Origin of the sequence: Saezia sanguinis, from assembly GCF_003991585.1 — a bacterium.
Lineage (GTDB): Bacteria > Pseudomonadota > Gammaproteobacteria > Burkholderiales > Burkholderiaceae_C > Saezia > Saezia sanguinis.
Map to the genome: position 1 here is coordinate 89,442 of NZ_PQSP01000007.1, position 26,295 is coordinate 115,736.

Here is a 26,295-nt window from a genome sequence, read left to right on the forward strand (position 1 = left end):
CATGAAAACACTTCTTTCTTTGCTATCCAAACTCTTTGGACTGGTCCTGGTGGCTCTGATCATCTTTGTTTCTTTCCTGCAACTGACCAAGCCCGCCGTTCCCTCTTTTGAAAGCATTCAAAACCACTTTGAAAACAACTTTCGCAGTGGCATTACACGCTGGGTTCCGGTAGACCAGATATCAACCGAACTCATGCACATGACCATTCTGGGCACCAACGGGTTTACTCCGGAGCGCAAAGCCGGCTGGTCAGATGGCATTGCGGGCTCTTTGTGTATCGAACGCGGCTCCAACAACGGCCTTGGCTACAGCAACCTGGCATGGCGGGTCACCCGCGCCATGATCCAAACACAAAGCCCGATATCCATTGCAGACGACTCCAAATCCCTGCTCAACAAATTCAGCTTCTGCACATCGGTGGCCGATTTCGATCGGGCCTACACCTTCAATCAGCTGCTGGAAGTCTACTTCAACCTCTCACGCTATCACAGCGACATCATTGGCATCTCCACCGCATCCCAGGTACTGTTCCAGAAGCCTCCGATGCAACTCAACATTGTTGAATCGGCCATTGTGACCGCCCTGGCTGCAGCACCATATGCCTCAGAAGCCACCATTACCCAAAATGCCTGTAATCTGCTGTATGCCTCCTCCTACGTGCCGTCGCCCGAACAGGAGTGCTCCAAACTGACAACGCTGGTGGTGCGTGGCTTTGAGCGGGCACGTGTTTTTTCCAGGCCAGCCCCGGCAAGCCCGGCAGAGCCTCCTGTGACAGCACCGGCCAACCTGCTTTAAAGCCTTGTTGATACATGGATGCATCCGGCATGCTATGTCCCGCTGTACCGCCTGAATTTGCACAGGATGCCTTCACATGGTGAAACTGCTGATACAACTGGTACTTGCTGTATTTGGGCTGGTGGTACTGGCGCTTATTGCGCTGGCCATATATGTCCAGTTCACCAAACCGCCATTACCGGCATTTGAGCAACTCAAAAACCAGTTTCATCCGAATGGAAATGCAGCGCTGAACCGGTGGGTCAACATTGAACACATTCCGGCTGAACTGCAGGCCATATACCTTGCAGAGACGAACGATCCCACTTTTTGGCAGCGTGAGCAACCAGGCTTGCTGCAGCTTGCTGTCAGTGGCACATGCCTGTCGCATTTAGTGCCGTTAACACGCCAGAGCCCAACGGGTTCTTATCATGGCGCCTCGGCCCGCACACTCCGTATATTGCGCTATTACAATGACAACACACCACTTACACGCCGATGGACCAGAGGGTTCTACGAATGTGCGCTGTCAGCCGACATTGAACATCAATGGACAAAAGCGCAGATCATCGAAGCCAGCTTCAACCTGAGTTTTTACGGCGCCCGCCTTAACGGGCTGTACGCTGCTTCGCACATTCTGTTTGAAAAAGAACCGCAACAGTTGACAGTGCCCGAATCTGCCATTCTGGTTGCCATCATGCGCACCCCTGTCAGCTGGCATGAAGAATCTGCGGTTCAAACTGGCTGCACAAGACTTCAGCAGGCCAGTATTCCCAATGCACAACAGCACTGCGCTGAACTGCCAGCTCTGGCGCATGCTGTCTATCAGCGTAGAGAAACCTATATGGCGCGTCCAGGCACTGCCAGCCCTGCCACACCACCATCCATTCCCGGCATACCCGCTTCACCATGAACGCCACCTCTGCACCCAACACCCCCAAAACATCCGGCTGGCGCTGGTTCTGGCGCATCACACTGGGCCTGCTCAGCAGCGGCACGCTGGTGCTGGTGATTCTGCTGGCCATATTGCTGATTCAGGCGCCCCCGTCACCAAGCTATCAGGAAGTGCGGCAGGCATATCACCCGTCAGACGCTGTGCTGCTGGACCGTCATGGTGAAACACTGCACCGGCTGCGGGTTAACTTCAATGTCCGCCAGGGCACATGGACAACACTGGCCGATGTTTCGCCGGCACTGCAACGGGCACTGCTGGTATCAGAAGACAAAAACTTCTATACCCATGGCGGTATCGACTGGCTGGCCGCGATGGCGGCTGCCTGGAACAACCTGCGCGGCTCGCAAACCCGCGGTGCTTCCACCATCACCATGCAACTGACCGGGCTGTGGCACCCCGAGCTATCCTCCAGCGGCAACCGCACATTGTGGCAAAAACTGCAACAGGCTGTGGCGGCCAAAGCGCTGGAGCGCCATTGGCAAAAAGACCAGATTCTGGAAGCCTACCTGAACATGGTACCTTTTCGCAGCGAGCTGGTAGGCATCAGCGCCATGTCTGAAGGCCTGTTCGGCAAGGCCCCCAATGGCCTGAATGCGCGAGAATCCGCCATCGCAGCGGCATTGGTCCGTGCGCCCAATGCTTCTGAAGCCACCGTGGCACGCCGGGCCTGCGCTATCCTGCACGCCATGCAGGCAGACAATGCCGAACAAGAGTGCACGACCCTGCCTGACTTTATCCGTGTGCGCTTCAACCTGCCGCGGCAAGCCCCCTCCGAAGGCATTGCGCCGCATCTGGCGCAGCGCCTGCTCAGCGCGGCGGCAGCTTCCAACAACGACATAGTAACCGTACGCACCACGCTGGATGCCCAGGCGCAACGCATTGCACTGAACAGCCTGCGCCAGCATCTGCTGGAAATTTCTGAGCAGAATGTGGAAGACGGTGCCGTCATCGTCATCGACAACGCCAGTGGTGAAGTGCTGGTGTGGGTAGGGTCGTCCGGTGCCGATATTTCACAGGCGGCTGAAATTGACGCCATCACCGCCATGCGCCAGCCCGGCTCCACACTCAAACCGTTTTTGTACGCACAGGCCATGGAACAGCGCCGGCTGACCGCCGCTTCGTTGCTGGACGACTCGGCCGTTAACCTGAATGTCGGCAGCGGCCTGTATGTGCCGCAAAACTATGACAAAAGCTTCAAAGGCTGGGTCAGCGTGCGTACGGCACTGGCTTCATCACTCAATATTCCTGCGGTGCGCACTCTGGTCATGATCGGGCCGGACGCCTTTTCGCGCACACTGCTGGCGCTGGGCCTGCCACTCAAGGAAAGCGGCGACTATTACGGCTACAGCCTGGCGCTGGGCAGTGCCGAGGTCACCCTCCTGACGCTCACCAACGCTTTCCGTGCCCTGCCCAACGGCGGCCAGGTTGCTGCCGTGCGCTGGCTGCCGCTGCCTTCAGCCGCCCCGTTGGATACAGCGCCAGAGCATACACCTTATACGTCTCATGCGCCTGACCAAGCGCCTGCCAGCCCCAACGCCAACCCACCGGCCAATCCACCAACCATCCCGCTTTATGCGCTGAACCTGCCCACGCATTCATCAGGCATCGGGCCACAGGCCGCATGGATCATCGGCTCTATTCTCTCCGACCGGGAAGCCCGCGTTCCCACCTTTGGCCTGGACAGTGAACTCAACACCCGCTACTGGAGTGCGGTCAAAACCGGCACCAGCAAAGACATGCGCGACAACTGGGCCATTGGCTACAGCCGCCGTTACACCGTTGGCGTCTGGGTCGGTAATGCCAGCGGCGCAGCCATGTGGGGCGTTTCCGGCACCAGCGGCGCAGCACCGGTATGGCGCGATGTGATGAACTTTCTCTACCAGCGTGACCTGGATAACGGCCACGGTGCCGACTGGGCCGCCCCCCCCGCGCCCGAAGGCATCGTCAGCAGACAGATTCATTATGAGCCGCCTCTGGAGCCGACGCGTACCGAGTGGTTCATTGCCGGTACCGAACGCGACGTCATCAAAACATCCGCCCTAGTCAGCCCGGCAGCACATGCGCTTGACCCGGATGCACCGGCCCGCATTACATCCCCTGTATCAGGCACCATCATCGCGCTCGACCCCGACATACCACCTGCCAACCAACGCCTGTGGTTGCGCAGCAACCACCCCGATGTCCGCTGGCAAATCGGTGACATCGTCATTGCCGAAGGTGCCAATGCCGCGTGGCTGCCGGTGCCCGGGCACCACCGCATTACCCTGGTCAACCGTCACAGCGGCCAGGAGCTTGACAGCATCCAACTGGAAGTACGCGGTGCCAGCCTGAATCCAACTCCTCCCTGATACAGGCCATACTTTTTTGAAACTGTACCGCAGGGCAACTGTGCTGCAACGGTTTTCCAACGGTGTTTTCCAATGGTTTTCATATGGCAAATCTGTAACCGCACAAATGCAATACGCAGCGCCCCGTCACAGCCACGCCACCGGGATGCATTGATGCCTGGAACGTCCCCGCAACCTGTGCATAACCCTGTTGGCAAGTTGTTGAAAAAGCCTGTATATCTGTGTGAACAAGCCGTGCATATTCCCGGCCTTTTCCCTTATGAACGCTGCAATGACCATGCTCACGCGTTCCCTCACATGCAAAAATGTGACGGCTCACTATAATAAACACATTATCATCACCCTCAGGGTGAGACAAGGAGACCACGTTTCATGCGCTTTCAGCCCGTACTTGTTTTGCCGTTGTGTGCATTGGCTGCCAGCCAACCATGCACCGCTACCAGTTAAAAGTACAGGCTAAGCAGGAAAGCCTGCGCGCGCCAAACAGAACCATGCTGGCAGCGTTTGCAACCCTTCATAACAGCCAAACCAGCATATTGAAACAGGCAGCTATTGAACCCTACAGATTTTTGACCATTTATTAACCAAGGATAACCTGATCATGCGTTTTCAATTTCTTCTTCCCGCCTTGCTTTGTGTCACTTTGGCTGCATGCCAGACCTCAGCGCCATCCACTTCCGCCACTGAGACACGTCCTTCTGCGCAACCCACAGCACCACAGACTGCCGCAGGCAACCCGTCCAACCGCGAGCTGGCACTGAAAATCTGCAGCGCCGACGCACAGAAATGCAACTGCCTGGCCGACCAGATGCTGCAGACCCTGACCGCCAAGGAATGGAGCATCCTGAACGCCGCCTATAACAAAGACCCCAATCCACCCGCAGGCACTGCCGACAGTGACCTGCAACAGTTGGCTAATAAGCTCAACAGTGCAGACAGCGTCTGTAGCCGGTAAACTCCGTTTACAATGCGTGTGCGTTGCGCTGTGTTTTCAGAACATATATTATTTGACCCGACAAGCGCACCCGCATGATCTATAGATTTTGACACCAAGGAAAACATGATGAATTTGAAACAACTCTCTTTGCTGGCAATCAGTACCGTCTTTTTTGTTGGAACGGCTGCCGCCCAAACTCCCAACCCCAACAACAAAGAAGAAATGCGGCAATTGGTCATGACCATGTGCCCGGCCGAACAGGCACAGTCCTGCACCTGCCTGGCAGATAACATGGCCAAAGACCTGACCACCAAAGAATGGACCATCTTTATTGCCGCCATGCAAGATGCGCCGGAACCTCCGGCAGGCACAACCGAAGAAGAACTGGTGCAGTTTGCCACCAAGCTGCAAACAGCGCTGCAAAGCTGCCAGCCAGCAGGCAATTAAAATCTGCCGGCATACGCATCAGGGGCCTGATATCGCAGGATTTCAGGCTCCTTTTCATTTCACCCGCAACCCTAAACCACACGATTGCCACCATGAACATCCAACGACACATTTTGCTGCTGTTATGCCTGCCTTGGGTATGCCTGAGCGCTACAGCCCAGCCCACCGACATGAACGACACCCAACAATTGCGTGAATATGTTTATCAGCAATGTATCGCAGAAGAAGGCGAAGACAACGGCGGCTGCCGCTGCGTTGCCGACGCGCTGGCACAGCAATTCAACACCAAGGAATGGGCTGTTTTCATCAGCGCGCTGAACAATTCAGACCAACTGCCCGCAGAAGTAACCATCAATGACCTCAACTCCATGCTCAGCAAAATGGAGCAGATCGACGCCAAGTGCAGCAACCTGTAAAAACCTTGCGCTGCCATAACACGAAAGCCATGCATTGCATGGCTTTTTTCATACCGTGTTTAGGTCTGAAACAGGTCTACCGTCAAAGCGAAAACCCCAGTGACAACTGGTCGCAACCGCTGGCCTCCGGCTGACGGCTGCTACTGGCCCTGGCATCACAGCGCTGTACGCTCAGTGCAGCAACACGTGTTTGCGCTTTCTGAGCCGCAGGCACACCGGCTGGCAGGTCAGCCCGCACTACCGGTGCAGCCACCTCTTGCTTCGGTATCTGGCGTTCTTTGCGCAAATCGTGAATCACCTGGTTACTGCTGCCGCGCCAGACCAGATTGGCGTCCTTGAGCGCCTCGACAAAACGGCCATCAATCAGCACATCCACCAGGTCAACCACGGCCATCTGCTCGCTGTCCAGTTCATCGAGCGTATAGCCTGTCCAGGCCCAGATATCCTTGCCCGGACACTCCGCACGCACCCGCTGTACCAGCTTCAATACCGCAGCCACATTGCCGGGATACAGCGGATCACCGCCGGAAAGCGACAACCCCTGGCGATGGATGCGTTTATCCTTCAGGTCGGCAATGATCTTATCCTCCACCTCCTGCGTGAACGGCTTGCCGGAATCAGGCCGCCAGGTGCTCTTGTTGTAACACCCCTGGCATTTGTGGATGCATCCGGCAACAAACAGGGCGCAGCGCGTGCCCGGCCCGTTGACCACATCGACAGGATAATACCTATGATAATTCATGACGCTTCCCGTTACTTGTGCCAGCCCTGCCGCGCAGATTCAGCGCTGCAAGGCCGGTACTTTTATCATTCAGCCGGCAAACAGGCGTTCTGCTTTTTGGCCTGCATATCGCTTTCAGAAACACGCTCCTGATAAACCTTTTTGGCCTTGGCCGCCACTTCCCGCTCAGCCGCTTCATACTCCGTGTCCAGCCCCTCGTCCAGTTGTCCGTTGGACAAATGCTTGACGCGCCGTTTCACCTCTTCCTGTTTGCCTTTGTTGAACGGGCGCGCATCGGGGCTGCCCAGGTAACCGCACACGCGGCGCGTGACAGACACCTTGGCCGGGTCGTGGTTATGGCAGCTCGGGCAGGTAAAGCCCTTGCTGGTACACAGGAACTCGCCCATGTAGCCGCACTCATAACACTCGTCAATCGGCGTATTGGTTCCGTAGTAAGGCACATGCTCGTAGCTGTAGTCCCACACATCCTCCAGCGCTTTCAGGTTATGCTGCATGTTCGGATATTCACCGTAGCAGATAAAGCCGCCGCTGGCCAGGTGCGGATAAGGCGCTTCAAAATCCAGCTTGTCGTACGGGTCCACCTTCTTCTCCACATCCAAGTGGAAACTGTTGGTGTAATAGCCCTTATTGGTCACGCCCTCAATTTCACCAAACTCATTGATATCGAGCCGGCAAAAACGGTCGCACAGGCTTTCGCTGGGCGTGCTGTACAGGCTGAAGCCGTAGCCGGTTTCCGCTTTCCAGCGTTTGGTCGCCGCAGACAGGTATTCAACAATTTCCAGCGCTTTGGCACGCAGTTGTTCGCTGTCATACACATGCTGCCCATACAGCGCATTGATCATTTCATGAATGCCAATATACCCCAGCGAAATCGACGCACGGCCGTTTTTGAAAATATCGGCAATCGGGTCGTCCGCCTTCAGGCGCACACCGCAAGCCCCTTCCATGTACAGAATGGGTGCAACGCGTGCCTTCACATTTTCCAGGCGTGCAATGCGTGTCAGCAGTGCTTTTTTGGCAATTGCCAACCGTTCATCCAGCAACTGCCAGAAATGCTTTTCATCGCCCTTGGCTTCCAGCGCAATGCGCGGCAGGTTCAGGGTCACCACCCCCAGGTTGTTGCGCCCGTCATGCACCTCCTGCCCGTCCTCTTCGTAACGGCTCAGGAAACTGCGACACCCCATTGGCGTTTTAAACGACCCGGTCACTTCCACCACCCGGTCATAGTTCAAAATATCGGGGTACATGCGTTTGCTGGCACAATCCAGCGCCAGTTGCTTGATGTCATAGTTCGGGTCTTCCGCTTTGCGGTTCAGGCCCTCCTTGATCGCAAAAACCAGTTTGGGAAACACAGCCGTTTTGTGATTCTTGCCTAAACCGGCCAATCGATTTTTCAAGATAGACTGCTGGATCAGCCGTGCTTCCCAACTGGTGCCCAGCCCAAAGCCAAACGTCACAAACGGTGTCTGCCCGTTGGCGGTGTGCAGGGTATTGACTTCATACTCCAGCGACTGGAACGCGTCATAACATTCTTTTTCGGTACGCGCCCGGGCATACGCCAAAGGATCTGCCACCTGCCACTCCTGCGCCACTTTCAGGTGCTTGTTGTAGCTCATCGTGACATATTTTTCCAAAATGGTGTCAATGCCATTGATGGTGGTGCCGCCGTAAATGTGGCTTGCCACCTGCGCGATGATCTGCGCAGTAACCGCGGTGGCGGTGGAAATCGACCGGGGTTCCTCAATTTCGGCATTGCCCATCTTGAAGCCCTTGGTCAGCATGCCCTTCAGGTCAATCAGCATGCAGTTGAACATCGGGAAAAAGGGTGCGTAATCCAGGTCATGGTAATGAATCTCGCCCTTTTCATGCGCTTGCACCACATCACGCGGCAGAATATGCTCTTTGGCGTAGTGGCGCGCAATGATACCGGCCAGCAAATCGCGCTGGGTCGGAATCACCTTGCTGTCCTTATTGGCGTTTTCCGTCAGCAACGTCATGTTGCTTTGCTCGATCAGTCCGCGGATTTCCTGATTCAGGCGGCCACGGCGTTCACGCGCCAGATCGCGGTCATGCCGGTATTCAATATAGGCACGCGCCATCTGCTTGTAGGGGCCGGCCATCATCTGGTTTTCCACCGCGACCTGAATCTCGGCAATATCCACGGTCGGCTTGCCCTGCATCAGCGCGGCCACACAATGGGCCACATACGTACAGTAAGCATCGTCATCTACCTGGCAGGCTTTGGCCGCTTTGACCACTGCATTTCTGATGAAAACTTCATCAAACGGCACACGACAACCATCACGTTTAATCACCATCGGATTCACGGCAGCACTCCTCGTTTTTTCAAAATTATGGGCTCACAGCAGCAACGGAGCCGGGAGCATCCCTTTTTTGAATGATAATTCAGGGAAACACTACATATAGTGTTGATGGAATGAATAATACCCCATCTATAGTGTTTAGTCCATCATCTGGAGGTACTAGTTATTTGATCTTCATCAAACGGTGCCCAACATTTTCTTGTATGTGGCAATCATAGTTACATGATTTGATTCAACAATTTAGGCGTTTTCTTCAAGTAGTTTCTAGAGTTGCCCTTGGGCAACAAACCATGAAGCCCGCAGGGATCAGTCCGCCTTACACCCAAAGAGTTATTTCGCCTGGCGAACACCGGCTGCCCGCAGCAACCATCTGGCTACCCATTGGTGTGTGCTGACCAGCATGATACCGGCAAACACCGCCAGTGCACCGACGATAAAGCCCGGCTCCAGCCGCTCATTCAGCAGCACCACCCCAAACCCGACGCCAAACAACGGCGTCAGGAAAGAAAACACACCCAGGCGCGACGCCAGATAACGGCGCAACAGCCAGAACCACATCAAAATGCTGAAAAAAGACACCACCAGCGTCTGGAACAGCAGGCTGCCCCACACCACCGGCGTCAGCACAAAATGCTGCTGTCCCATCCAGAACGCCGCAAGCGTCAGCAGCACAAACGTCACCAGCAGGTGATACAGCATGGTCTGCCCTGCCGGGGTCTGCGACAGGTGCGAACTGCGCACAATCGCCGTATTGCATGCCCAGGCCATTGCCGCCAACAGTGCATAAAAATCACCCTTCAAAGCTTCACCGGCAATCCCGCCGCCTGTGCCTGCACCGGATGCCCCGCCAAAAAACGCATAAACGAGCCCGCCAAACGCCAGCGCAATCCCCAGCCACTGCAGGCGTGTCAGCCGTTCCTGCGGCAGCCGCCAGTGCAACAGCAAGGCAGCAAAAACCGGTGCCGTATACAAAAACACCACCACATGCGATGCGCTGGTATACAACAAAGCCTGCGCCACAAAAAAATACTCCAGCGCAAACATCAGCCCGGCCAGCAGACCGGGCACCATCGTTGCGCGCCAGGAAATCCAGTCGCGCCGCCACAGCACGACAGCGGCCATCAGCAGCGCCGAGCCACCGGAACGCAGCGCAATCTGCATCATCGGCGACATATCCGCCGCGCTCATTTTGATCACCACCTGCTGCAACCCCAGAATGGCGCACAGCAGCAGCATCAATGCACCGGCTTTGCCGTCTATATCTTTTCTCTCATTCACGATACACACCTGCCACCGGGCCGGGCGGCTTTTGACTTCAACATGAACAACAGTATCACCGTGACTGAATCAATGGATATAATGAAATTGTGACAACATGTTATGCAATGGCGACACCATCGCCGAATTGCAATCAACACAGAGCGAACACAATGCCCAAGCCAGCCAGAACACGCATGCAGCCTTTTGACGGCATTTCACCGATGCCGATCCACTTTCGCTATGACGTCATCCGTGCCGCTTCCGGCTACCATGCGCATCAGCACGACCGAGGCGAATTCTATTACTCATTTTGCGGTGTCATGAACATCAAAACCGGCACTCAGCATTTTCTGGCACCACCCCAGTATGGCCTGTGGCTGCCGCCGGGTACCGCACACGAATGCACCAGCCTGCACGGCACCAGCTTTTGTGCCTTGTATATTGACGCTGCACTGGTTGCCCACTTACCCGCCAACCCGTGCGCACTGACCATTGAGCCGCTGGTGCGGGCCCTGCTGGAACACCTGCGCGGCGTGCCCGAGCACCAGTTGCGCAGCAGCGAAACACAGCGCCTGTTGCAGGTGCTGCTGGACCAACTGGCGCAGGCCCCGTGCAGCGGCAGCTACCTGCCCGGCTCCACCCATCCGGTACTGGCGCCCTTGCTACAGACACTACAGGCCAATCCGGCCGACGACCGCTCCCTGGCAGAACTGGCTCAGCAGGCCCACATCAGCGAACGCACACTGATGCGTTACTGCCGCAAAGAGCTTGGCATGTCATTGGCAGAATGGCGGCAGCGCCTGCGCATCATCAAAGCCATGGGCATGCTGGAAGCCGGCGACAAGGTGGAGAGCATTGCGCTGGACCTGGGCTACGCCAGCGCATCATCGTTCATTGCCATGTTCCGCAAAGCCACCGGCACCACGCCCGGCGAACTGCGACAGAACGCATAAGCCACAGGCAGGGGGCATCCGCCCCCTTACTCACCAAACAAATACCACACCGCCTAGCCCTGTTTGGCCAGTTGCGGCGTTACCGCAGGTGAAGGCGGATTTTCATGCGGGTGTTCATGCTCGTGCGAAAGGTCATGCTCCACGGCCCGCTCATGGCTGCGGGCAATGCGTTTGAGCGCCGACCAGGTTGTCCATAACAGAATCAGTGCGGCAAATGCCAGAAACACCGCACTGATCGGCCGCGACAGAAACGTCATGCCATCACCCCCGCTGAGCTGCAACGCACGCCGCAGGTTCTCCTCCATCGGTGCGCCCAGCACATACCCCAGCAGCAGCGGGGCGGGCTCAAACTTCAGCACATACAGAAAATAACCCACCATGCCGATGATGGCCGCCATGTAAATATCGTAATAATTATTCTGCTCGCTGAACACACCCAGGCAAATGAAAATCAGAATCGCCGGAAACAGCCATTTAAACGGAATCTTCAACATACTGACCCATATGCTGATCAGCGGAATATTCAAAATCAGCAAAATAACATTGCCAATGATGAAACTGATCACCAGCCCCCAGAACAGCCCGGGCTGTTCAGAGATCAGCATCGGCCCGGGCTGAATCCCATGGATCATCAGCGCCCCCAGCATGATGGCCATCACAGCATCCCCCGGCAGCCCGAGCGACAGCGAAGGCACAAACGCCGTCTGCACCGCCGCATTGTTGGCCGCTTCCGGCGCACTGACGCCTTCAATCGCGCCCTGCCCCAGCTCCTTCTTATGCTTGGCCACCTTCTTTTCTGTGGCATAAGCCATGAACGACGCAATCGACGGCCCCACCCCAGGCAACGTGCCCAAGAAAGAACCAATCGCGCTGCCGCGCAACATCGGCATGCCCGAACGCTTCCACTCCTCCTTGGTCGGCAGCATGGAACGCATGGTGATCTTCTTTTTCATCAGGCTGGTGTCATGCGGAATATTGATGCTGTTGATCAGCTCGGCAATCCCGAACAACCCCATCGCCAGCGCCACCAGCTTGATGCCGTCCATCAGCTCCGGCCGCTCAAACGTAAAGCGGAACTCACCGGTTTGCACATCACTGCCCACCATGCTGATCAGCAGCCCCAGCACCACCATTGCCAGCCCCTTGGCCGGTGAACCCGAAGACAGTGTGGAAGCCGCCACCAACCCCAGCAGCATCATCGAAAACAGCTCGGCCGGCCCGAACTGCTGGGCCGCCTGCGCCAGCGCCGGCGAAAACAGCACCAGCAACACCAGCCCGATCAGCGCCCCGACAAACGATGCAATCGTCGTGATGAACAGCGCCAACCCGGCCTTGCCTTTTTTCGCCATCGGGTAGCCGTCCAGACACGTCACCGCCGAAGAAGGCGCTCCCGGCAGATTCAGCAAAATGGATGCGGTCGAACCGCCATACTGCCCGCCATAATAAACACCAGCGAGCATCACAATGCCCGAGATCGGATCAATATTGAACGTAAACGGCAACAGCAGAGAAATCGCCGCCACCGAGCCAATACCGGGCAGCACACCAATGATCATGCCCAGCAGCACACCGAGAAAACAATACCACAGCGTGGTCAGCGAGATGGCGGTCTGGAATCCAAGAATCAGGTTTTCAAGCATGGTTCAGTCACTCCATTATTTATCCGTTAGGCTGCATCAGACCGACCTGCTGCAAAAAAGCCGTGATGTTGTACATGTCCGGCCACACCGGAATAAACATATTGAGCCCATACTTGAAAACCGCCACGGTAATTGCGGTAATCGCCACGCACACCACAATGCGCTCCAGCCGCTTCATATCCTTGGCGGCGTAAGAAGACAGCAGTGCCGTCACAAAAGTAGAAATCACCAGCCCCAGCTTATCCAGCAAAAAACCATACAGCAGCAGACTGATCACCACAAAAAAGGCATTCTTCCACTTGACCTTGATCGGCTTGCCTTCCTTGAACCATGCCGGCAGTGCCACCACCACGCCCAGAAATGCCAGCACCCAACCTAACAGCACCGGGAAGTAACCGGGCCCCATCTCAGAGGTGGTGCCAAATTCATAATTTCTGCCATACAGCGCAAAAAACAAACCAACCGCTATCAGAAAAACGCCACCGATGACGTCATGATAATCACGTACTTTCATGAACCATTATCCTTATCCGAAAACCAAAAGACCTTTGCCATGCGGTGCTGCGGCACACAAGCGGCAAATGCGGCGTTTTCCGGAATTGCTGTGTCCACCGTTGCGGCCAATGGTTGAGGCAGCCAGAGACATACAAGCACACGGCACCCCCTCTGGCAGCACCAGACCAGACACAACAATTCTGCTATCGCATTGAACCGATACGGTTCACCAATGTCATGAAATTTGCAGGCCCTGTTTTTCCACCACTTCGCGGTAGACCTGATACTCGTCTTGAATCTGCTTGGCAAACTCAGCCGGGGTATTGCCAATGACCATAGAGCCGGTATCTTCAATGCGCTTGATCACCTCCGGCTCCTTGAGTGCAACCAATGCGGCGGCATTGATCACCTGCACAACCTCCTGCGGCAGCTTTTCCGGCCCGACCAGGCCGTAATAGGCCATGCGGTTCACCGGCTCAAGCCCCAGCTCCTTGAACGTCGGCACATCGGGCAGAATCGCTAAACGCTGAGGCGCTGCAACAGCAATCGGCACCAGCCTGCCGGCCTGAATAAACTGCAACGACGAAGGCAGGTTGTCAAACAGCATTGGCACATGCCCAGCCACCACATCGTTGAGCGCCGGGCCGGCACCGCGGTACGGAATGTGTTTGACATTCAAGCCGGTCAGGCTCTTGTACAACTCCATCAGCATGTGTGTGATGGAACCCTGCCCGGTACTGGCATAGCTGTATTTCTCCGGGTTCTTTTTAATCTCGGCAACGAACTCCTCGTGATTTTTGGCCGGAAACGACGGATTCACCGCAATCACATTCGGGGTGGCTGCCAGGTTCACAATCGGGGTGAAATTTTTCACCGGGTCATACCCTACTTTGGGATTAATCGCCGGATTGGTTGCCGTCGTGGACACCGTTGCCACGCCAAGCGTATAACCGTCAGGACGCGCGCGCATCAGATCAAGCGCGCCAATCACGCCGCCGCCACCGCCCTTGTTTTCCACCACAATGGTTGAGCCCAGCTCGCGCGACATCGGATCACTGACCACACGCGCCACAATATCTGTTGTACCACCGGCGGCAAACGGAACAATCAGCCGTATATTACGGCCTTTAGCAGGATAACTGCCCTGCGCCCAACCCCATGTATGCATACCGGCCAGTGCCATACCGGCAGTGACAGCGCTGATCAGTTGACGTCGTTTCATGTGTACTCCTTCACGGCATCCAGTGCCCGGTTGTCGTTTGCGAAACCGTAACAATGCCAAAGAAATAATTCCCTGTCATGCGGACTTTCCCTACAGAATCCTGTGTGATGAGATTACCCACACCCATGAAAACCCTAGCCAATTTTTATGTGGGCATAAAAAAAGAGGGCCTGGGCCCTCTGCTGCAACACACTGTCTTTTTATTGTGCACAGTTCATGTTATATCGCTTATCGGATATGCACCGCCATGCGTGCAGCACCTTCAGCCAGCCTGGCAGATGCCGTTTTATCCACCCAGGGCGTACTCAGCAAATGCGTTGCGGCATCCCACGCAAAAGGCTGCTGCGTATAGGGGTTCAACCCCTGTGCTTCCAGCTTTTGCAGAAATGCATTGACCGCTTCGGCATTCTTTGTATCAACTCCAGCCCACAGCATGCGCTGCTTGGCATTGACCAGCGCCATATACACCTGCACATCGTAAAGCCTGCCAAGATAATCATCCATGCGGGGCAATGCCGTTTCCACCAGAATTCTCCCGACCATATTGCCCGGTGCATTGCTTTGGTCAGCCAGTGCAAACTGCTGCTGCATGACAGCCGCCATTTGTTCCGAAGTCTGCGTCAACCGCCCCTGTCTGAACAACTCAGACACCTGAGGCAATGTCAATGAAGCCCTTTCAATCACCGGCTGAAACGACAGATAATAAATATTGCTGGTGGCATTGCCATCGTATTGCTGCGCAAATAAGGCCTTATCTATATCGGATGAAGGAGTGTGCTCCCCCATCAGCAGACTCACCTGATCCATGGCTGTCTCTTTATTCAGGGCATAGAACATCTGTATGCCAAAATCACGCTCACTCATCAATGCTCCTACCATGCCCTTTTGCTGTTCATCGGTCAGTGGAGTCAGCAATGTGGTGAAGCGTTTGGTCGCGATATGCTCCTGCATAAAAGGCATATCCATCAGCGCATTGACCGCATGGAAATAGTTATATAAACGCCGTATGGCAATCATCTGCCCGATCAGCGTACGGTCATGCGCCAGCATTCTGTCGCTGAATGCCCTCTCCTGCTCCAAAATCACAAACCCCTGTGCAGCATCTCCCGCCTCAAACGCCTCCATCGCCTGTGCCAGGCGAAGACTGGACAGAATAGTGACATACTGGTACGAAGGCAAATAATCACTGGCTGTGTACAGGTAGGTTCCATAATACGGCAGGCTGGTCACCTGCAAATACCTGTCCAGTGCTGCCGCATTGTTGGCCACCAGCGTATGGATGGCCGCTTTTTGCGCCAGTGTCTGCGCCACACAATCATGCGCTTGCAGATTGGTGCACGGAAACGCAAACCGCTCTCCACCCACCATCAGGTCAAGCTCCTGTCGCGCCCGCCCGTCGTAATAGCTTGTGATTTCCGGCACTTTCAAATCGGTATTTTGGGTTGCGATCATCTGTTCCAGGCGCGCATAGTTATCCTGTGCGATCCGGCTGCCTGCTGCCATGAAATCCACACCTTCCGGCGCATTGATCGCCAGCAGACCGGCATAAACATCCTGCCTGAGCACCGCTGCATCCGGTTTGGGTGGATGCAATATTTCTGCCACAGGTGGCAGCAGCTCTGTTCTCACAGGCTCAGCCCCAGCCCATGCTGAAACAGACAGCATCAAGGCTGCCGCAACACTTCCCGATAGCATTCTGATATTCATATCCACTCCTGTTATCACTTTTTCAACCCAACCCCAAAACAAAACCGCATATTTAACGCATCGGTTCTATCTGCACCGCAATCAACAGGCTACCACCGCCTAACAGTAGGTACTCTACCTGTCGCCCCGTGGCGTACTTGCCCGGCTCAGCTTCCCAACGGAATGGCTGCTGCATCTATGGGATCAAAACTCCTGACCCCAATTGGCGCAGGCAAACCTCCACAGCATGATGCACATCACAGTTTTATATTCATGCAATGAATGCATAATATAACACATATATACAACGCGATATAACACATGTTGCTTATGCATAACGATTGAACACCATAAAAAAGGGAGCTCTTGCGAGCTCCCTTCGGGTCGACAACGATCCAGCAGTTACAGATTCGTTATTCTTTAGGCGCAGTGGCGCGGATCAGGTGGTCAAAAGCACCCAATGCCGCTGTGGCCCCTGAGCCGATGGCAACCACAATCTGCTTGTAAGCCGTATCGGTACAGTCGCCGGCAGCATAAACGCCCGGCACATTGGTCTCGCCGTGTTTGCCCACCACCACTTCCCCGCGCCAGTTCAGATCCACCGTGCCTTTGAGCCAGTCGGTATTGGGCAACAGGCCAATCTGCACAAAAATACCTTCCACGTCAATGCTCTTGGCTTCGCCGGTGACTCGGTCTTTGTAATTCAGGCCAGTGACCTTTTTACCATTGCCCACGACTTCGGTCGTCTGTGCATTGGTCAGCACCGCCACATTCGGCAGGCTGCGCAGCTTGCGCTGTAACACCGCATCGGCACGCATCTCTTCAGAGAACTCCAGCAGCGTCACATGCTCCACCACACCGGCCAGATCAATCGCGGCTTCAACACCTGAGTTACCGCCACCGATCACCGCCACATTTTTGCCCTTGAACAGCGGGCCATCGCAGTGCGGGCAGTACGTCACACCCCGGGTACGGTACTCTTTTTCACCGGGCACATTCATATCGCGCCAACGGGCCCCGGTAGAAATGACAACCGTTCTCCCCTTGAGCTTGGCACCGCTTTCAAACTCGATCGTTATACCATCGTCTGCGGGCACCAGCTTGCTGGCCGTCTGCAGGTTCATGATATCGACATCGTAGCTGCGGGTATGCGCTTCCAGCGCAGCAGCCAGCTCCGGCCCCTGTGTTTCCTGCACGGAAATAAAGTTCTCAATCGACAGGGTATCAAGCACCTGCCCGCCAAAACGCTGTGCCGCCACGCCGACGTTCAGCCCTTTGCGTACGGCATAAATCGAAGCTGCCGCCCCGGCCGGGCCACCGCCAACCACCAGCACGTCAAACACGCCCTTGGCGTTGAGTTTTTCGGCTTCGCGCTGCGCGCTGCCGGTATCCAGCTTGGCCAAAAATTCTTCCACACCCATACGCCCCTGGCCAAATACCTCGCCATTGAGATAGATGGTGGGAACTGCCATGATCTGCAAACGGTCCACTTCATCTTGGAACAGCGCACCATCAATCGACTCCACATGAATGCTCGGATTGAGCACCGCCATGGTATTGAGCGACTGCACCACTTCCGGACAGTTCTGGCAGGAAAGCGACATATACACCGTAAAGTTATATTTGCCCTTAATCGCCTTGACCTGCTCAACCACGCTGGGATCCAGCTTGACCGGATAACCACCGACTTGCAACAACGCCAAAACCAGCGAAGTGAATTCATGCCCCATCGGAATCCCGGCAAACCGCAGGCTGATTTTTTCTCCGGGGGAATTCAAAGAAAACGAAGGCTTGTGCTGAACATCGTTGGTTACGATTTTCAGCGTCACTTGGTCTGAAAGCGACTCAACCTCCGACAGCAATGCCAGCATTTCGTTCGACTTTTCGCTGCCGTCCACAGAGGCAACGATCTCGATCGGACGAACGATCTTTTCCATGTACGTCTGTAATTGGCTTTTGAGTGCAGCATCCAACATAATGACCAGTACCTTTCTTGTTGATGTGTTTGTATTTGTAAAAAAGCCCGGGCACAGTCTGCCCGGGCCCATTTTGCCCAAGGGAGGGAACTGTTCTTGTTTTTAGATTTTACCAACCAGGTCCAAAGAAGGTTTCAGAGTCTTTTCGCCTTCTTGCCATTTAGCCGGGCAAACTTCGCCAGGGTGATTAGCCACATATTGTGCTGCTTTCACTTTACGCAAGAGTTCTGTTGCATCACGACCAATGCCATTATCGTGAATTTCGCACAGTTTGATCTGGCCTTCAGGGTTGATCAGGAAGGTGCCGCGCAGTGCCAGACCTTCTTCTTCAATCATCACGTCAAAATTGCGGATGATGGTGCCGGTCGGGTCGCCCAGCATGTAGTATTTCACTTTGCCGATAGCTTCAGAGGTATCGTGCCATGCCTTGTGGCTGAAATGGGTATCTTGTGACACGGAATAAATTTCAACGCCCAGTTTCTTGAACTCGTCATAATGTTCGGCCAGATCTTCTAATTCTGTTGGACAAACAAATGTAAAGTCAGCAGGATAGAACACCACCACGGACCAATGGCCCTTCAGGTCTTCACTGGAAACAGGCTCAAACTTGCCATTGTGGAAAGCAGTTGTTTTAAAAGGTTTAATTTCAGTATTAATCAAGGACATTACAGTTACTCCTGTTGGTTTTGTGTTGTCGATGTTGTAATGATACGGCCTCTCAACCAATAAATCCAATTGATTGATAAGATGATGTCGATTGATAAAATTTATCAATCATCCCGATGCCTCTGTCCGTACACCCCTACAAATACAGCCATAGCGGTGCGACCTGCCTATCATGCCTGAGAATCAGAAGTATTGCTCTGCGCAGTGGTATCCCCAATCAGGAAACATGGCCCTGAATGAAAAACGGCCCTTCTTTCTGAAAAGCCGTCATCACCGTCCTGCCAACAGGCCCGCCAACCGTCAGAATCAAAGCACCCTGCGGATGGAAATCGGCTTGTAGTTGTCGAGATCCTCCACGCCTTCCTCTTTCAGCCGCTCGATAAATGCGCGAATGGCCTCCACATCGGCAAATAACCCATGCGAATTCAGGTAGGACAATGCCCACGTGCGCTGCGGATAGGCGGTAATTTCCGATTCAATCAGCGAGTACCCGCCTTCCGGCGAGCCAAAATCGTAGCCCTGGTGCTGGCCCAGCTCCTCGGTGCTGAGTTCAAGCAGCAAAGGATCATTGGCAGGCTGCTGCCGCCGCAACCCCTCCCACAATGCCTGGGCGGCCTGCAGGTCCGGGCACACCTGAATGTACTGTCCGTCATCCAGCTCATAAAAACGCAGGCTTTCACCGACTTTTTTCAGCTCCAGATAACAAGCCGGCCGGATCACCCCAAACTCCTGCGGCCAGATATCGCCTCCTAACCCAATATGCTCACAATTCAGGTGTTCTCTACAAAACTGGTCGGTCTCCTCCCAGTTGTACTTCACTACATACCACGATGGACTCATTGCTTGTCTCCTCTTCAAGATATTGAAAAGAGCCGGTTTTTCCGTTTTTTACTGTACCGACTTTCTAAGCTTACCCGTTTTTTCACAGTTTGCAAACAAGCGAAAACCATAAGCCCCAACCCTGCGGACGCCCGAGCAGTTTTCTGCAGCACCGGCAATCGCATACACTCGCTGTTTCAGCATTCAAAACTCTCTGTCCAGAAGAACATCCTCCACCATGCCTGCAACGTTTTTGTCCTACCTGTGTCTGGCAACCAGCATGGCCCTGGTCGGCATCTACGTGGGCTTGTCCAAACCATTGCTGGCCATTTTCCCCGTCATATTACTGGCATGGCTGCGCTATGCCATCGCGGCGGTCGTCATGGTCGGCTGGCTCAAACGCGCCCCCGACGAAGCACCAATGGGCTTGCGCCAGATACTGTTGCTGGCCAGCGGCGCGCTCATCGGCAATTTTCTGTTCACCTTGTGCATGCTCACCGGCGTCAAACTCACCTCGGCACTGTCAGCCGGCATTGTCATGGCCGGCATTCCGGCCGCGGTGGCACTGCTTTCACGCATTCTTTTGGGCGAACGCATTGCCCGCCGTACGCTGGCGGCCATTGCCTGCGCGGTACTCGGCATTGCACTGCTGGCCATTGCGAACCTTGTCGCACAGCCCGCATCGGTAACCGATGCGGCACAAACCGGCACAGCAGGGCAGACCCTGCTTGGGCATGCGCTGCTGCTGGCAGCTGTTTTCTGCGAAGCCTGTTACGTCGTTATCGGTAAACAGCTTTCCGGGCGCGTTTCAGCCAAACGCATCAGCGCCTACCTGAACCTGTGGGGTTGGATTTTTGCCATGCCCATAGGCACCTACCTGCTGCTTCGGTTTGATTTTTCCACGGTAGGCTGGCAGCAATGGGGCCTGCTGCTGTTTTACGCCCTGTGTGCCAGCATGGTCACCGTATGGCTGTGGATGACCGGGCTGAAAACCATCCCTGCATCCTCTGCCGGCATCTTCACCACCATGCTGCCCATCAGCGCCACGCTGGTGGGTATTGCACTGGGAGAACAGTTTACCGGGATACATGCACTGGCTTTTACGCTGGCCTTATGCGGTGTGGTGCTGGCGACCTGGCCCAAACGCGGCCCAGCTATTCTGCAGGCAAACCACCCCGACCATGAAAAACTGGAAAAACCGCTGAAATAAATTCCCCGGAGCACTGACATGCCGGGATGATTCAATCATATGCCAAGAACTACTCGCCCCACTGGCGTGTGATGGCATCCTGCTGTTGCAGATACATATCGGTGCGGTGCCCTTGGCACTGCTCCACAACCTCTTTATAGAGAGACTCACGCCCCAGCCACAAATTTCCTGCATCAACATACCGCCCGTTGGGCAACAGGCAAAAATGCTGTAATACCAGCCGGTCCTGCATCCCCGCTGTCAACCAGCCATGATCCTCGCAGAAATCAAGAAAGTCATCCCCGCTATCCTGTTCATGGCCAGATGCAATCTCACTTTGATACAGTTGATGACGCTCATCGGCCATCTGCACCAGTGCATCCAACGTCCGCTTCCCAGCATTGCTTTGAACAACCTCCTGATAACGCCCGTTTTCCTTGCCGCGAAAAAAATCCCACTGCTCAAAATAACGTCCGTCAGGCAGCAGACAATAGCCTTCGCTGCCATGCAAGGCATATGCGGCACGCCAGCCCTGGTCAGCACAAAAAACCGCAGACGGATTAGGCAGCGCCCAGGCCGCCCCGCCCCAGAGCAGGCACATCAGCAACGCGGCAACACCTTTGCCCATGAACGCCTTCATACCACCCATCAAACGCTTTCTATTGCTTTTGCCACTTTGGCACTTTTGACAGGACACACGCCATGCAGATCGCAGGCATGCAGTGCATTGATCAGCGCCGCTATCGCCTGCGAACGCGGAAATGACTTGCGCCACGCCAGCACCACACGCCGTGTAGGCACCGGTTTGTCAAACGGCACATAGCGCACCAGGTCGCTCTCAACGCCCTGCCCCTTCAGCGCTTCATCGCTGATAGCCAGGCGAGGCACAATCGTAATCCCCATGCCCGAAGCAGCCATCTGCCGCAGCGTTTCCAGTGACGAACCTTCAAAACTGCGCTGCATGCCCTCGGTGGCATCGGCTGAAATACGGCCAAACTCGGGGCAGATATCCAGCACCTGGTCGCGGAAACAATGCCCGGCACCCAGCAGCAACATTGTTTCATTCTTCAAATCATCTTCATGAACGCTTTTGCGTTTGGCAAACGGATGGCTCTTAGGCACGGCCACCAGAAACGGCTCGTCATAAAGCGGTTCCACCTCCAGCCCGGTATCCGGAAAAGGATCGGCCATAATGGCACAGTCAATCTCGCTGCTGCGCAGCATTTCCAGCAGGTTCACCGTGAAATTTTCCTGCAGCAGCAGTGGCATCTGCGGCGTCAGCCGCACACTTTCGCGCACCAGTTGCGGCAGCAGATAAGGGCCGATGGTATAAATCACCCCCAACCGCAATGGGCCTGCCAGCGGGTCCTGCCCGCGCCGTGCAATGTCCTTGATCATCATGGCGTCTTCCAGCACCAGCCGGGCCTGGCGCACAATCTCCTGCCCCAGCGGCGTTATGGCCACATCGCCCACGCCACGCTCAAAAATCTGCACGCCCAGTTCGTCTTCCAGCTTTTTAATGCCAACGCTCAAAGTCGGTTGCGACACAAAACATGCCGCCGCCGCTTTGCCAAAATGCTTTTCACGCGCCACCGCCACGATATAACGCAGTTCTGTCAGTGTCATGATGATTTATCCTTGTACAACCCGTTAATCAATCCTGACCAGTTCCAGTACGCCTTTGGTATCCGGGTCTTCCAGCATCAGGTGACCTGTTTTGGCATCTAGCCACAGCACCGGTGCCGGGGCCTGAGACCCGCCATTCGCGCCGCTCCATTCGCAAACCAGTTTCCCATCCGCATATTTTGCAACCAATTCAAATTCATTGCCGAACGGCTGCCCGGCCTGTGCGCCGGCTACCTGCACCTTCAATACCACCAGAAAATCATCTCCCTGGCGCCGGATCCGTACCATCGTCCCATCACTGACCTGCTCCGAGCTGGCCACATTGTCATCCCGAACCGCAGACCAGTCGCCCACAAACTCATAACCGGGTTTGACGACAGAACAGCCTGTCATCAAAAACAGCATCACCAAAATCGTGCCAAACAGTTTCCTCATGCCAACTCCTTGCGGGTTAAATGCGCCTGAGCGCCCCCCTTATTTTATAAAAACCGCCCGCCTGCACGGTCCAGGCCTTGCATACCGGTAGCTCTCCGTATGCTCATTCTCCTGCGGGAACATCCCCCACCCGCACCAGTTCCATACGCTCGCCGATTTCAGGCAGTTCCACAACCAAGCGCCCGGTATGCTGATCCAGCCACAATTCAGGCGGCGTCTCTGTGCTTCCCCCATCAATTCCAGTCCACTCACTGATCAACCGGTTATTCTCACTGCGCGACTTCAGCTCAAGCACCATACCGCAGCCATGGCCGGTTTCGGGGTGTTTTGACACCGACAGCAACCGGATATGAAGCGGATACCGCTCATCCTCACCGGGGCTGATATAAGCCGTCAGCCCCTCGCCTTCCAATAACGACAAAACCGGCTCGCGGCTGCAAACACCGGCTTCATCCACAACGCAAAAAATAAACCATTTGCCGACCAGATCATGTTCTTTTACCGACGATGCACATCCTGCCAACAGCATACAGGCAATTATCAGCCAAATCCCAGCCCATCTTTTCATATAAAAACTCCCGCAGCAGGTTTAACCGCATGATACATTCTGATATTTCCACTAAGCAGGTATTTACTCATTGTTGATTCTGACAAACTCCCGGTCCCATTCCCCCTGAGCGTTTTCCAAAACCAGGCATCCTGTTGTTGAATTTATTGACAATACAGGTGCAAATCCGAGCGGCCCCATCTCCGGATTTGATAATTCACATTGCAACTGGCTGCTGCTGCCCATATAGCTGCAATCAAGCTCAATTCGTGCACACCCGGCAAGCTTTAACCCTGTATAAAGCGCTGCGTTATCAAGATAAACGCGGAAATCTGCCCCATGCGGTTGAATACTCAACTTTTGTCGGGGGCACTGCCCCTCGAACAAACCTCCTACAACTTCCCCCTGAGGCTTGGTATCTATCCATTCCCCTAGAAAACCTGTCTCTGCATGAACTGTTGCCCCTCCTGCCAGGATGCACAACGCTATGACTGCCAAAGACTTTCTCATCATGATTCCTATCATCACTCCGTCACTCCCATACAAAAATCAGGCCTTTAAAAATTCCGCTTTGGTCCCCATCCAGCGCTCAATATGCTGTTTGGCCGCTACCGGATATTCACGCAGAAGAATCGGCGCCATTTTACGCGCGGCCTCCAGCAGGCCAGTATCCTCCGACAGGTCAGCAAAACGCAGCAGTGCGTCCCCCGACTGCCGCGCCCCCAGAAACTCACCGGGGCCGCGAATCTCCAGATCGCGCCGCGCAATCTCAAACCCGTCATTGGTCTGCACCATCGCTTTCAGGCGCTCACGACCTGCCTGCCCCAACTGGTCGCCAAACAACAGAACGCAGGTGGATGCCACCGTGCCGCGCCCGACCCGCCCGCGCAACTGGTGCAACTGCGACAGACCAAAACGCTCGGCATGCTCAATCACCATCAGCGAGGCATTGGGCACATCCACCCCCACTTCAATTACCGTGGTTGATACCAGCACCGACATGCTGCCCGCAACAAACTGCGCCATGATCTCTTTTTTCTGCGTGCCGGGCATGCGGCTGTGCAACAACCCGATCTGCACCTGCGGCAGCTTTTCCTTCAGGTACTCATAAGTGGCCGTCGCGTTGGAAAGATCCAGCGCCTCGCTCTCCTCAATCAGCGGGCACACCCAGTACACCTGCCGCCCCTGCGCCACCAGCTCGCCAATGCGCGCGGCCACCTCATCCTTGCGCTGTTCGCTGAACAGGCGCGTTTGTATCGGCGTGCGCCCCGGCGGCAGTTCATCAATGGTCGACACATCCAGATCTGCGTAATAACTCATCGCCAGCGTGCGCGGAATCGGCGTGGCACTCATCATCAGAAAATGCGGCTCCAGTTCCTGCTCCTGCAACTTGTCCCGCAGCGCCAGCCGCTGCGCCACCCCGAAGCGGTGCTGCTCATCAATGATCACCAGCCCCAGCCGATGGAACTTCACCTGCTCCTGAATCACCGCATGCGTGCCCACAATCAGCCCGGCTTCTCCGCTGGCAATAGCTTCCAGCATCTGCGTGCGCTCGGCCTTTTTCTGCGCACCGGTCAGCCATGCCACGGTGACACCGCGCGGCATCAGCCAGTCCACCAGTTTGCGAAAATGCTGCTGCGCCAGAATTTCCGTAGGCACCATCAGTGCGCACTGCCAGCCGGCCCCGATGGCCACTGCTGCGGCAATGGCCGCCACCACCGTTTTACCGGAACCGACATCGCCCTGCAGCAGGCGGTGCATTGGTACCGTGTTGCCCATATCACGCACCACTTCTTCGGCCACACGGCGCTGTGCCGCCGTCAGTTCAAACGGCAGCACCGCCAAAAACTGCTCATGCAGTGGCGGCAGGTTGCCCTGATGGTGCGGCCGCAGTTCCGGCGCCCGTAAACGGCTGCGGGCCATACGCGCCTGCAGTTGCGCCAGTTGCTGTGCCAGCAGCTCTTCAAACTTCAGCCGCCGCCAGGCCGGGTGCGTATGGTCCTCCAGCGCAGCCAGCGGCACATCAGGGCCCGGCAGGTGCAACAGATGCAATGCCATTTTCAGCGGCATCACGCCATGCAGTTGCGGAAACAGCCCCAGCAGTTCCGGCGCAATCGTTTCATGCAGATCAGCCCGCGACAATCCGCCCAGAACCGCCTTGCGCAGATACGCCTGCGGCAACCCGGCCACTGTCGGGTATACCGGTGTAAGGCTCTGCGGCAACTCGCCTGAGGCTGCCTTGAACGCCGGGTGCATCATCTCCCAGCCGCCCCAGATGCCACCGCTTTTAATCTCACCGCGCACCCGCACGCGTTGCCCCACGGCCAGCGCTTTCAGGTGCGACGGATAAAACGAAAAAAAACGCATGCGCAGTGTATCGCTGCCGTCATTGAGCGTCACCAGCAACTGCCGCTTGTGCCGGCGCACAATCTCCTGCTGCGTGATTTCACCTTCCACCTGCACCACCATGCCGTGCCGCGCATCACGCAAACGGGTAATACGGGTTTCATCCTCGTAACGCAATGGCAGGTGCAGCGCCAGATCAATATCGCGCACCAGTCCCAGTTTTTTCAACCCCTGCTGGACCGGGCTGGGTTTGGGGACAGCCTCTTTGGAAACCTCCTGGGGGTTTCCTTCAGCCATGTCCGTTGCCGTCTGTTCCGCCTGCGCTGTTGCAGTACGCCGCCCCGCTTTTACCCGTGCGCGGTCAGCCACCTTTGCAACGGGTGTTTTCTGTTTTTTCTCAGAGGCCGGCATTTTTCGCTCAGACATGGGACAATTCAGCTTTCTCAACACATGATCTCTGCTGCCCTGCTTCAAACCAGGCGGCAAAAGCT

General features: G+C 55.5%; 24 protein-coding genes. 8 read left to right on the forward strand and 16 right to left on the reverse strand.

Annotated features, from left to right (window positions below; translation table 11 throughout):
• Window position 1: 1 nt before the first annotated feature.
• The 6 genes from CUZ56_RS11640 (at window position 2) to CUZ56_RS11665 (ending at window position 5,878) form a co-directional block, all read left to right on the forward strand.
• Window positions 2-796: a transglycosylase domain-containing protein gene (locus CUZ56_RS11640; protein WP_126980573.1), complete on the forward strand. Its 795-nt coding sequence runs from the start codon at window positions 2-4 to the stop codon at window positions 794-796.
• A gap of 76 nt (window positions 797-872) precedes the next feature.
• Window positions 873-1,688, forward strand: a complete 816-nt coding sequence (locus tag CUZ56_RS11645) for a transglycosylase domain-containing protein (protein WP_126980574.1) — start codon at window positions 873-875, stop codon at window positions 1,686-1,688.
• Window positions 1,685-4,078 (forward strand): penicillin-binding protein 1C, encoded by a 2,394-nt coding sequence (gene pbpC / locus CUZ56_RS11650; RefSeq protein WP_126980575.1) that lies wholly within the window; start codon window positions 1,685-1,687, stop codon window positions 4,076-4,078. The genes CUZ56_RS11645 and pbpC overlap by 4 nt, the downstream gene beginning before the upstream one ends.
• Before the next feature lie 601 nt (window positions 4,079-4,679).
• A complete protein-coding gene (locus CUZ56_RS11655; protein WP_126980576.1) occupies window positions 4,680-5,033 on the forward strand; it encodes a hypothetical protein in 354 nt (117 codons plus the stop codon).
• A gap of 105 nt (window positions 5,034-5,138) precedes the next feature.
• On the forward strand, window positions 5,139-5,462 hold the full coding sequence (locus tag CUZ56_RS11660; protein WP_126980577.1) for a hypothetical protein: 324 nt from the start codon (window positions 5,139-5,141) through the stop codon (window positions 5,460-5,462).
• Between the two features lie 92 nt (window positions 5,463-5,554).
• Window positions 5,555-5,878, forward strand: coding sequence for a hypothetical protein (locus CUZ56_RS11665; RefSeq protein ID WP_126980578.1), 324 nt, complete (start codon window positions 5,555-5,557; stop codon window positions 5,876-5,878).
• Window positions 5,879-5,960: 82 nt separating this feature from the next.
• Here CUZ56_RS11665 and nrdG read toward each other — a convergent pair whose 3' ends face one another.
• From nrdG to CUZ56_RS11680, 3 genes are all read right to left on the reverse strand, one after another.
• On the reverse strand, window positions 5,961-6,620 hold the full coding sequence (gene nrdG / locus CUZ56_RS11670) for an anaerobic ribonucleoside-triphosphate reductase-activating protein (protein WP_126980579.1): 660 nt from the start codon (window positions 6,618-6,620) through the stop codon (window positions 5,961-5,963).
• Window positions 6,621-6,685: 65 nt separating this feature from the next.
• Window positions 6,686-8,938, reverse strand: a complete 2,253-nt coding sequence (gene nrdD, locus CUZ56_RS11675) for an anaerobic ribonucleoside-triphosphate reductase (protein WP_204250894.1) — start codon at window positions 8,936-8,938, stop codon at window positions 6,686-6,688.
• Window positions 8,939-9,274: 336 nt separating this feature from the next.
• A complete protein-coding gene (locus tag CUZ56_RS11680; protein WP_204250893.1) occupies window positions 9,275-10,222 on the reverse strand; it encodes a DMT family transporter in 948 nt (315 codons plus the stop codon).
• A gap of 152 nt (window positions 10,223-10,374) precedes the next feature.
• Here CUZ56_RS11680 and CUZ56_RS11685 point away from each other — a divergent pair, with 152 nt between their 5' ends.
• The gene (locus CUZ56_RS11685) at window positions 10,375-11,157 is read left to right on the forward strand and encodes an AraC family transcriptional regulator (protein WP_126980581.1); all 783 of its coding nucleotides are present in this window, start codon (window positions 10,375-10,377) and stop codon (window positions 11,155-11,157) included.
• A gap of 53 nt (window positions 11,158-11,210) precedes the next feature.
• Here the strand turns inward: CUZ56_RS11685 and CUZ56_RS11690 are convergent, their stop codons facing one another.
• From CUZ56_RS11690 to CUZ56_RS11720, 7 genes are all read right to left on the reverse strand, one after another.
• Window positions 11,211-12,797, reverse strand: a complete 1,587-nt coding sequence (locus CUZ56_RS11690; protein WP_126980582.1) for a tripartite tricarboxylate transporter permease — start codon at window positions 12,795-12,797, stop codon at window positions 11,211-11,213.
• Window positions 12,798-12,816: 19 nt separating this feature from the next.
• Complete coding sequence (locus tag CUZ56_RS11695) at window positions 12,817-13,311, reverse strand: tripartite tricarboxylate transporter TctB family protein (RefSeq protein WP_126980583.1); 495 nt, start codon at window positions 13,309-13,311, stop codon at window positions 12,817-12,819.
• Between the two features lie 216 nt (window positions 13,312-13,527).
• Window positions 13,528-14,514, reverse strand: a complete 987-nt coding sequence (locus tag CUZ56_RS11700; RefSeq protein ID WP_126980584.1) for a tripartite tricarboxylate transporter substrate binding protein BugE — start codon at window positions 14,512-14,514, stop codon at window positions 13,528-13,530.
• 228 nt (window positions 14,515-14,742) lie between these two features.
• The gene (locus CUZ56_RS11705) at window positions 14,743-16,221 is read right to left on the reverse strand and encodes a hypothetical protein (protein WP_126980585.1); all 1,479 of its coding nucleotides are present in this window, start codon (window positions 16,219-16,221) and stop codon (window positions 14,743-14,745) included.
• A gap of 392 nt (window positions 16,222-16,613) precedes the next feature.
• Window positions 16,614-18,176, reverse strand: a complete 1,563-nt coding sequence (gene ahpF / locus CUZ56_RS11710) for an alkyl hydroperoxide reductase subunit F (protein WP_126980586.1) — start codon at window positions 18,174-18,176, stop codon at window positions 16,614-16,616.
• Between the two features lie 102 nt (window positions 18,177-18,278).
• On the reverse strand, window positions 18,279-18,842 hold the full coding sequence (ahpC, locus tag CUZ56_RS11715; RefSeq protein ID WP_126980622.1) for an alkyl hydroperoxide reductase subunit C: 564 nt from the start codon (window positions 18,840-18,842) through the stop codon (window positions 18,279-18,281).
• Between the two features lie 306 nt (window positions 18,843-19,148).
• Entirely contained in the window at window positions 19,149-19,682 is a 534-nt protein-coding gene (locus CUZ56_RS11720) for a hypothetical protein (RefSeq protein ID WP_126980587.1), read from the reverse strand.
• A 217-nt stretch (window positions 19,683-19,899) separates the two neighbouring features.
• Here CUZ56_RS11720 and CUZ56_RS11725 point away from each other — a divergent pair, with 217 nt between their 5' ends.
• The gene (locus tag CUZ56_RS11725; protein ID WP_126980588.1) at window positions 19,900-20,871 is read left to right on the forward strand and encodes a DMT family transporter; all 972 of its coding nucleotides are present in this window, start codon (window positions 19,900-19,902) and stop codon (window positions 20,869-20,871) included.
• A 49-nt stretch (window positions 20,872-20,920) separates the two neighbouring features.
• On the opposite strand, the gene CUZ56_RS11730 is transcribed toward CUZ56_RS11725, so the two are convergent.
• From CUZ56_RS11730 to recG, 6 genes are all read right to left on the reverse strand, one after another.
• Entirely contained in the window at window positions 20,921-21,499 is a 579-nt protein-coding gene (locus CUZ56_RS11730) for a putative hemolysin (RefSeq protein ID WP_126980589.1), read from the reverse strand.
• Window positions 21,499-22,476, reverse strand: a complete 978-nt coding sequence (locus CUZ56_RS11735; protein ID WP_126980590.1) for a hydrogen peroxide-inducible genes activator — start codon at window positions 22,474-22,476, stop codon at window positions 21,499-21,501. Before CUZ56_RS11735 ends, CUZ56_RS11730 begins: the two co-directional genes overlap by 1 nt.
• Before the next feature lie 24 nt (window positions 22,477-22,500).
• Window positions 22,501-22,911, reverse strand: a complete 411-nt coding sequence (locus CUZ56_RS11740; protein ID WP_126980591.1) for a hypothetical protein — start codon at window positions 22,909-22,911, stop codon at window positions 22,501-22,503.
• A 103-nt stretch (window positions 22,912-23,014) separates the two neighbouring features.
• Window positions 23,015-23,479 carry a hypothetical protein gene (locus CUZ56_RS11745; protein ID WP_126980592.1) on the reverse strand — a complete coding sequence of 155 codons (465 nt, stop codon included), beginning with the start codon at window positions 23,477-23,479 and terminating at the stop codon, window positions 23,015-23,017.
• A 63-nt stretch (window positions 23,480-23,542) separates the two neighbouring features.
• The gene (locus tag CUZ56_RS11750; RefSeq protein ID WP_126980593.1) at window positions 23,543-23,971 is read right to left on the reverse strand and encodes a hypothetical protein; all 429 of its coding nucleotides are present in this window, start codon (window positions 23,969-23,971) and stop codon (window positions 23,543-23,545) included.
• A 36-nt stretch (window positions 23,972-24,007) separates the two neighbouring features.
• Entirely contained in the window at window positions 24,008-26,230 is a 2,223-nt protein-coding gene (gene recG / locus CUZ56_RS11755) for an ATP-dependent DNA helicase RecG (RefSeq protein WP_126980594.1), read from the reverse strand.
• Window positions 26,231-26,295 lie beyond the last annotated feature (65 nt).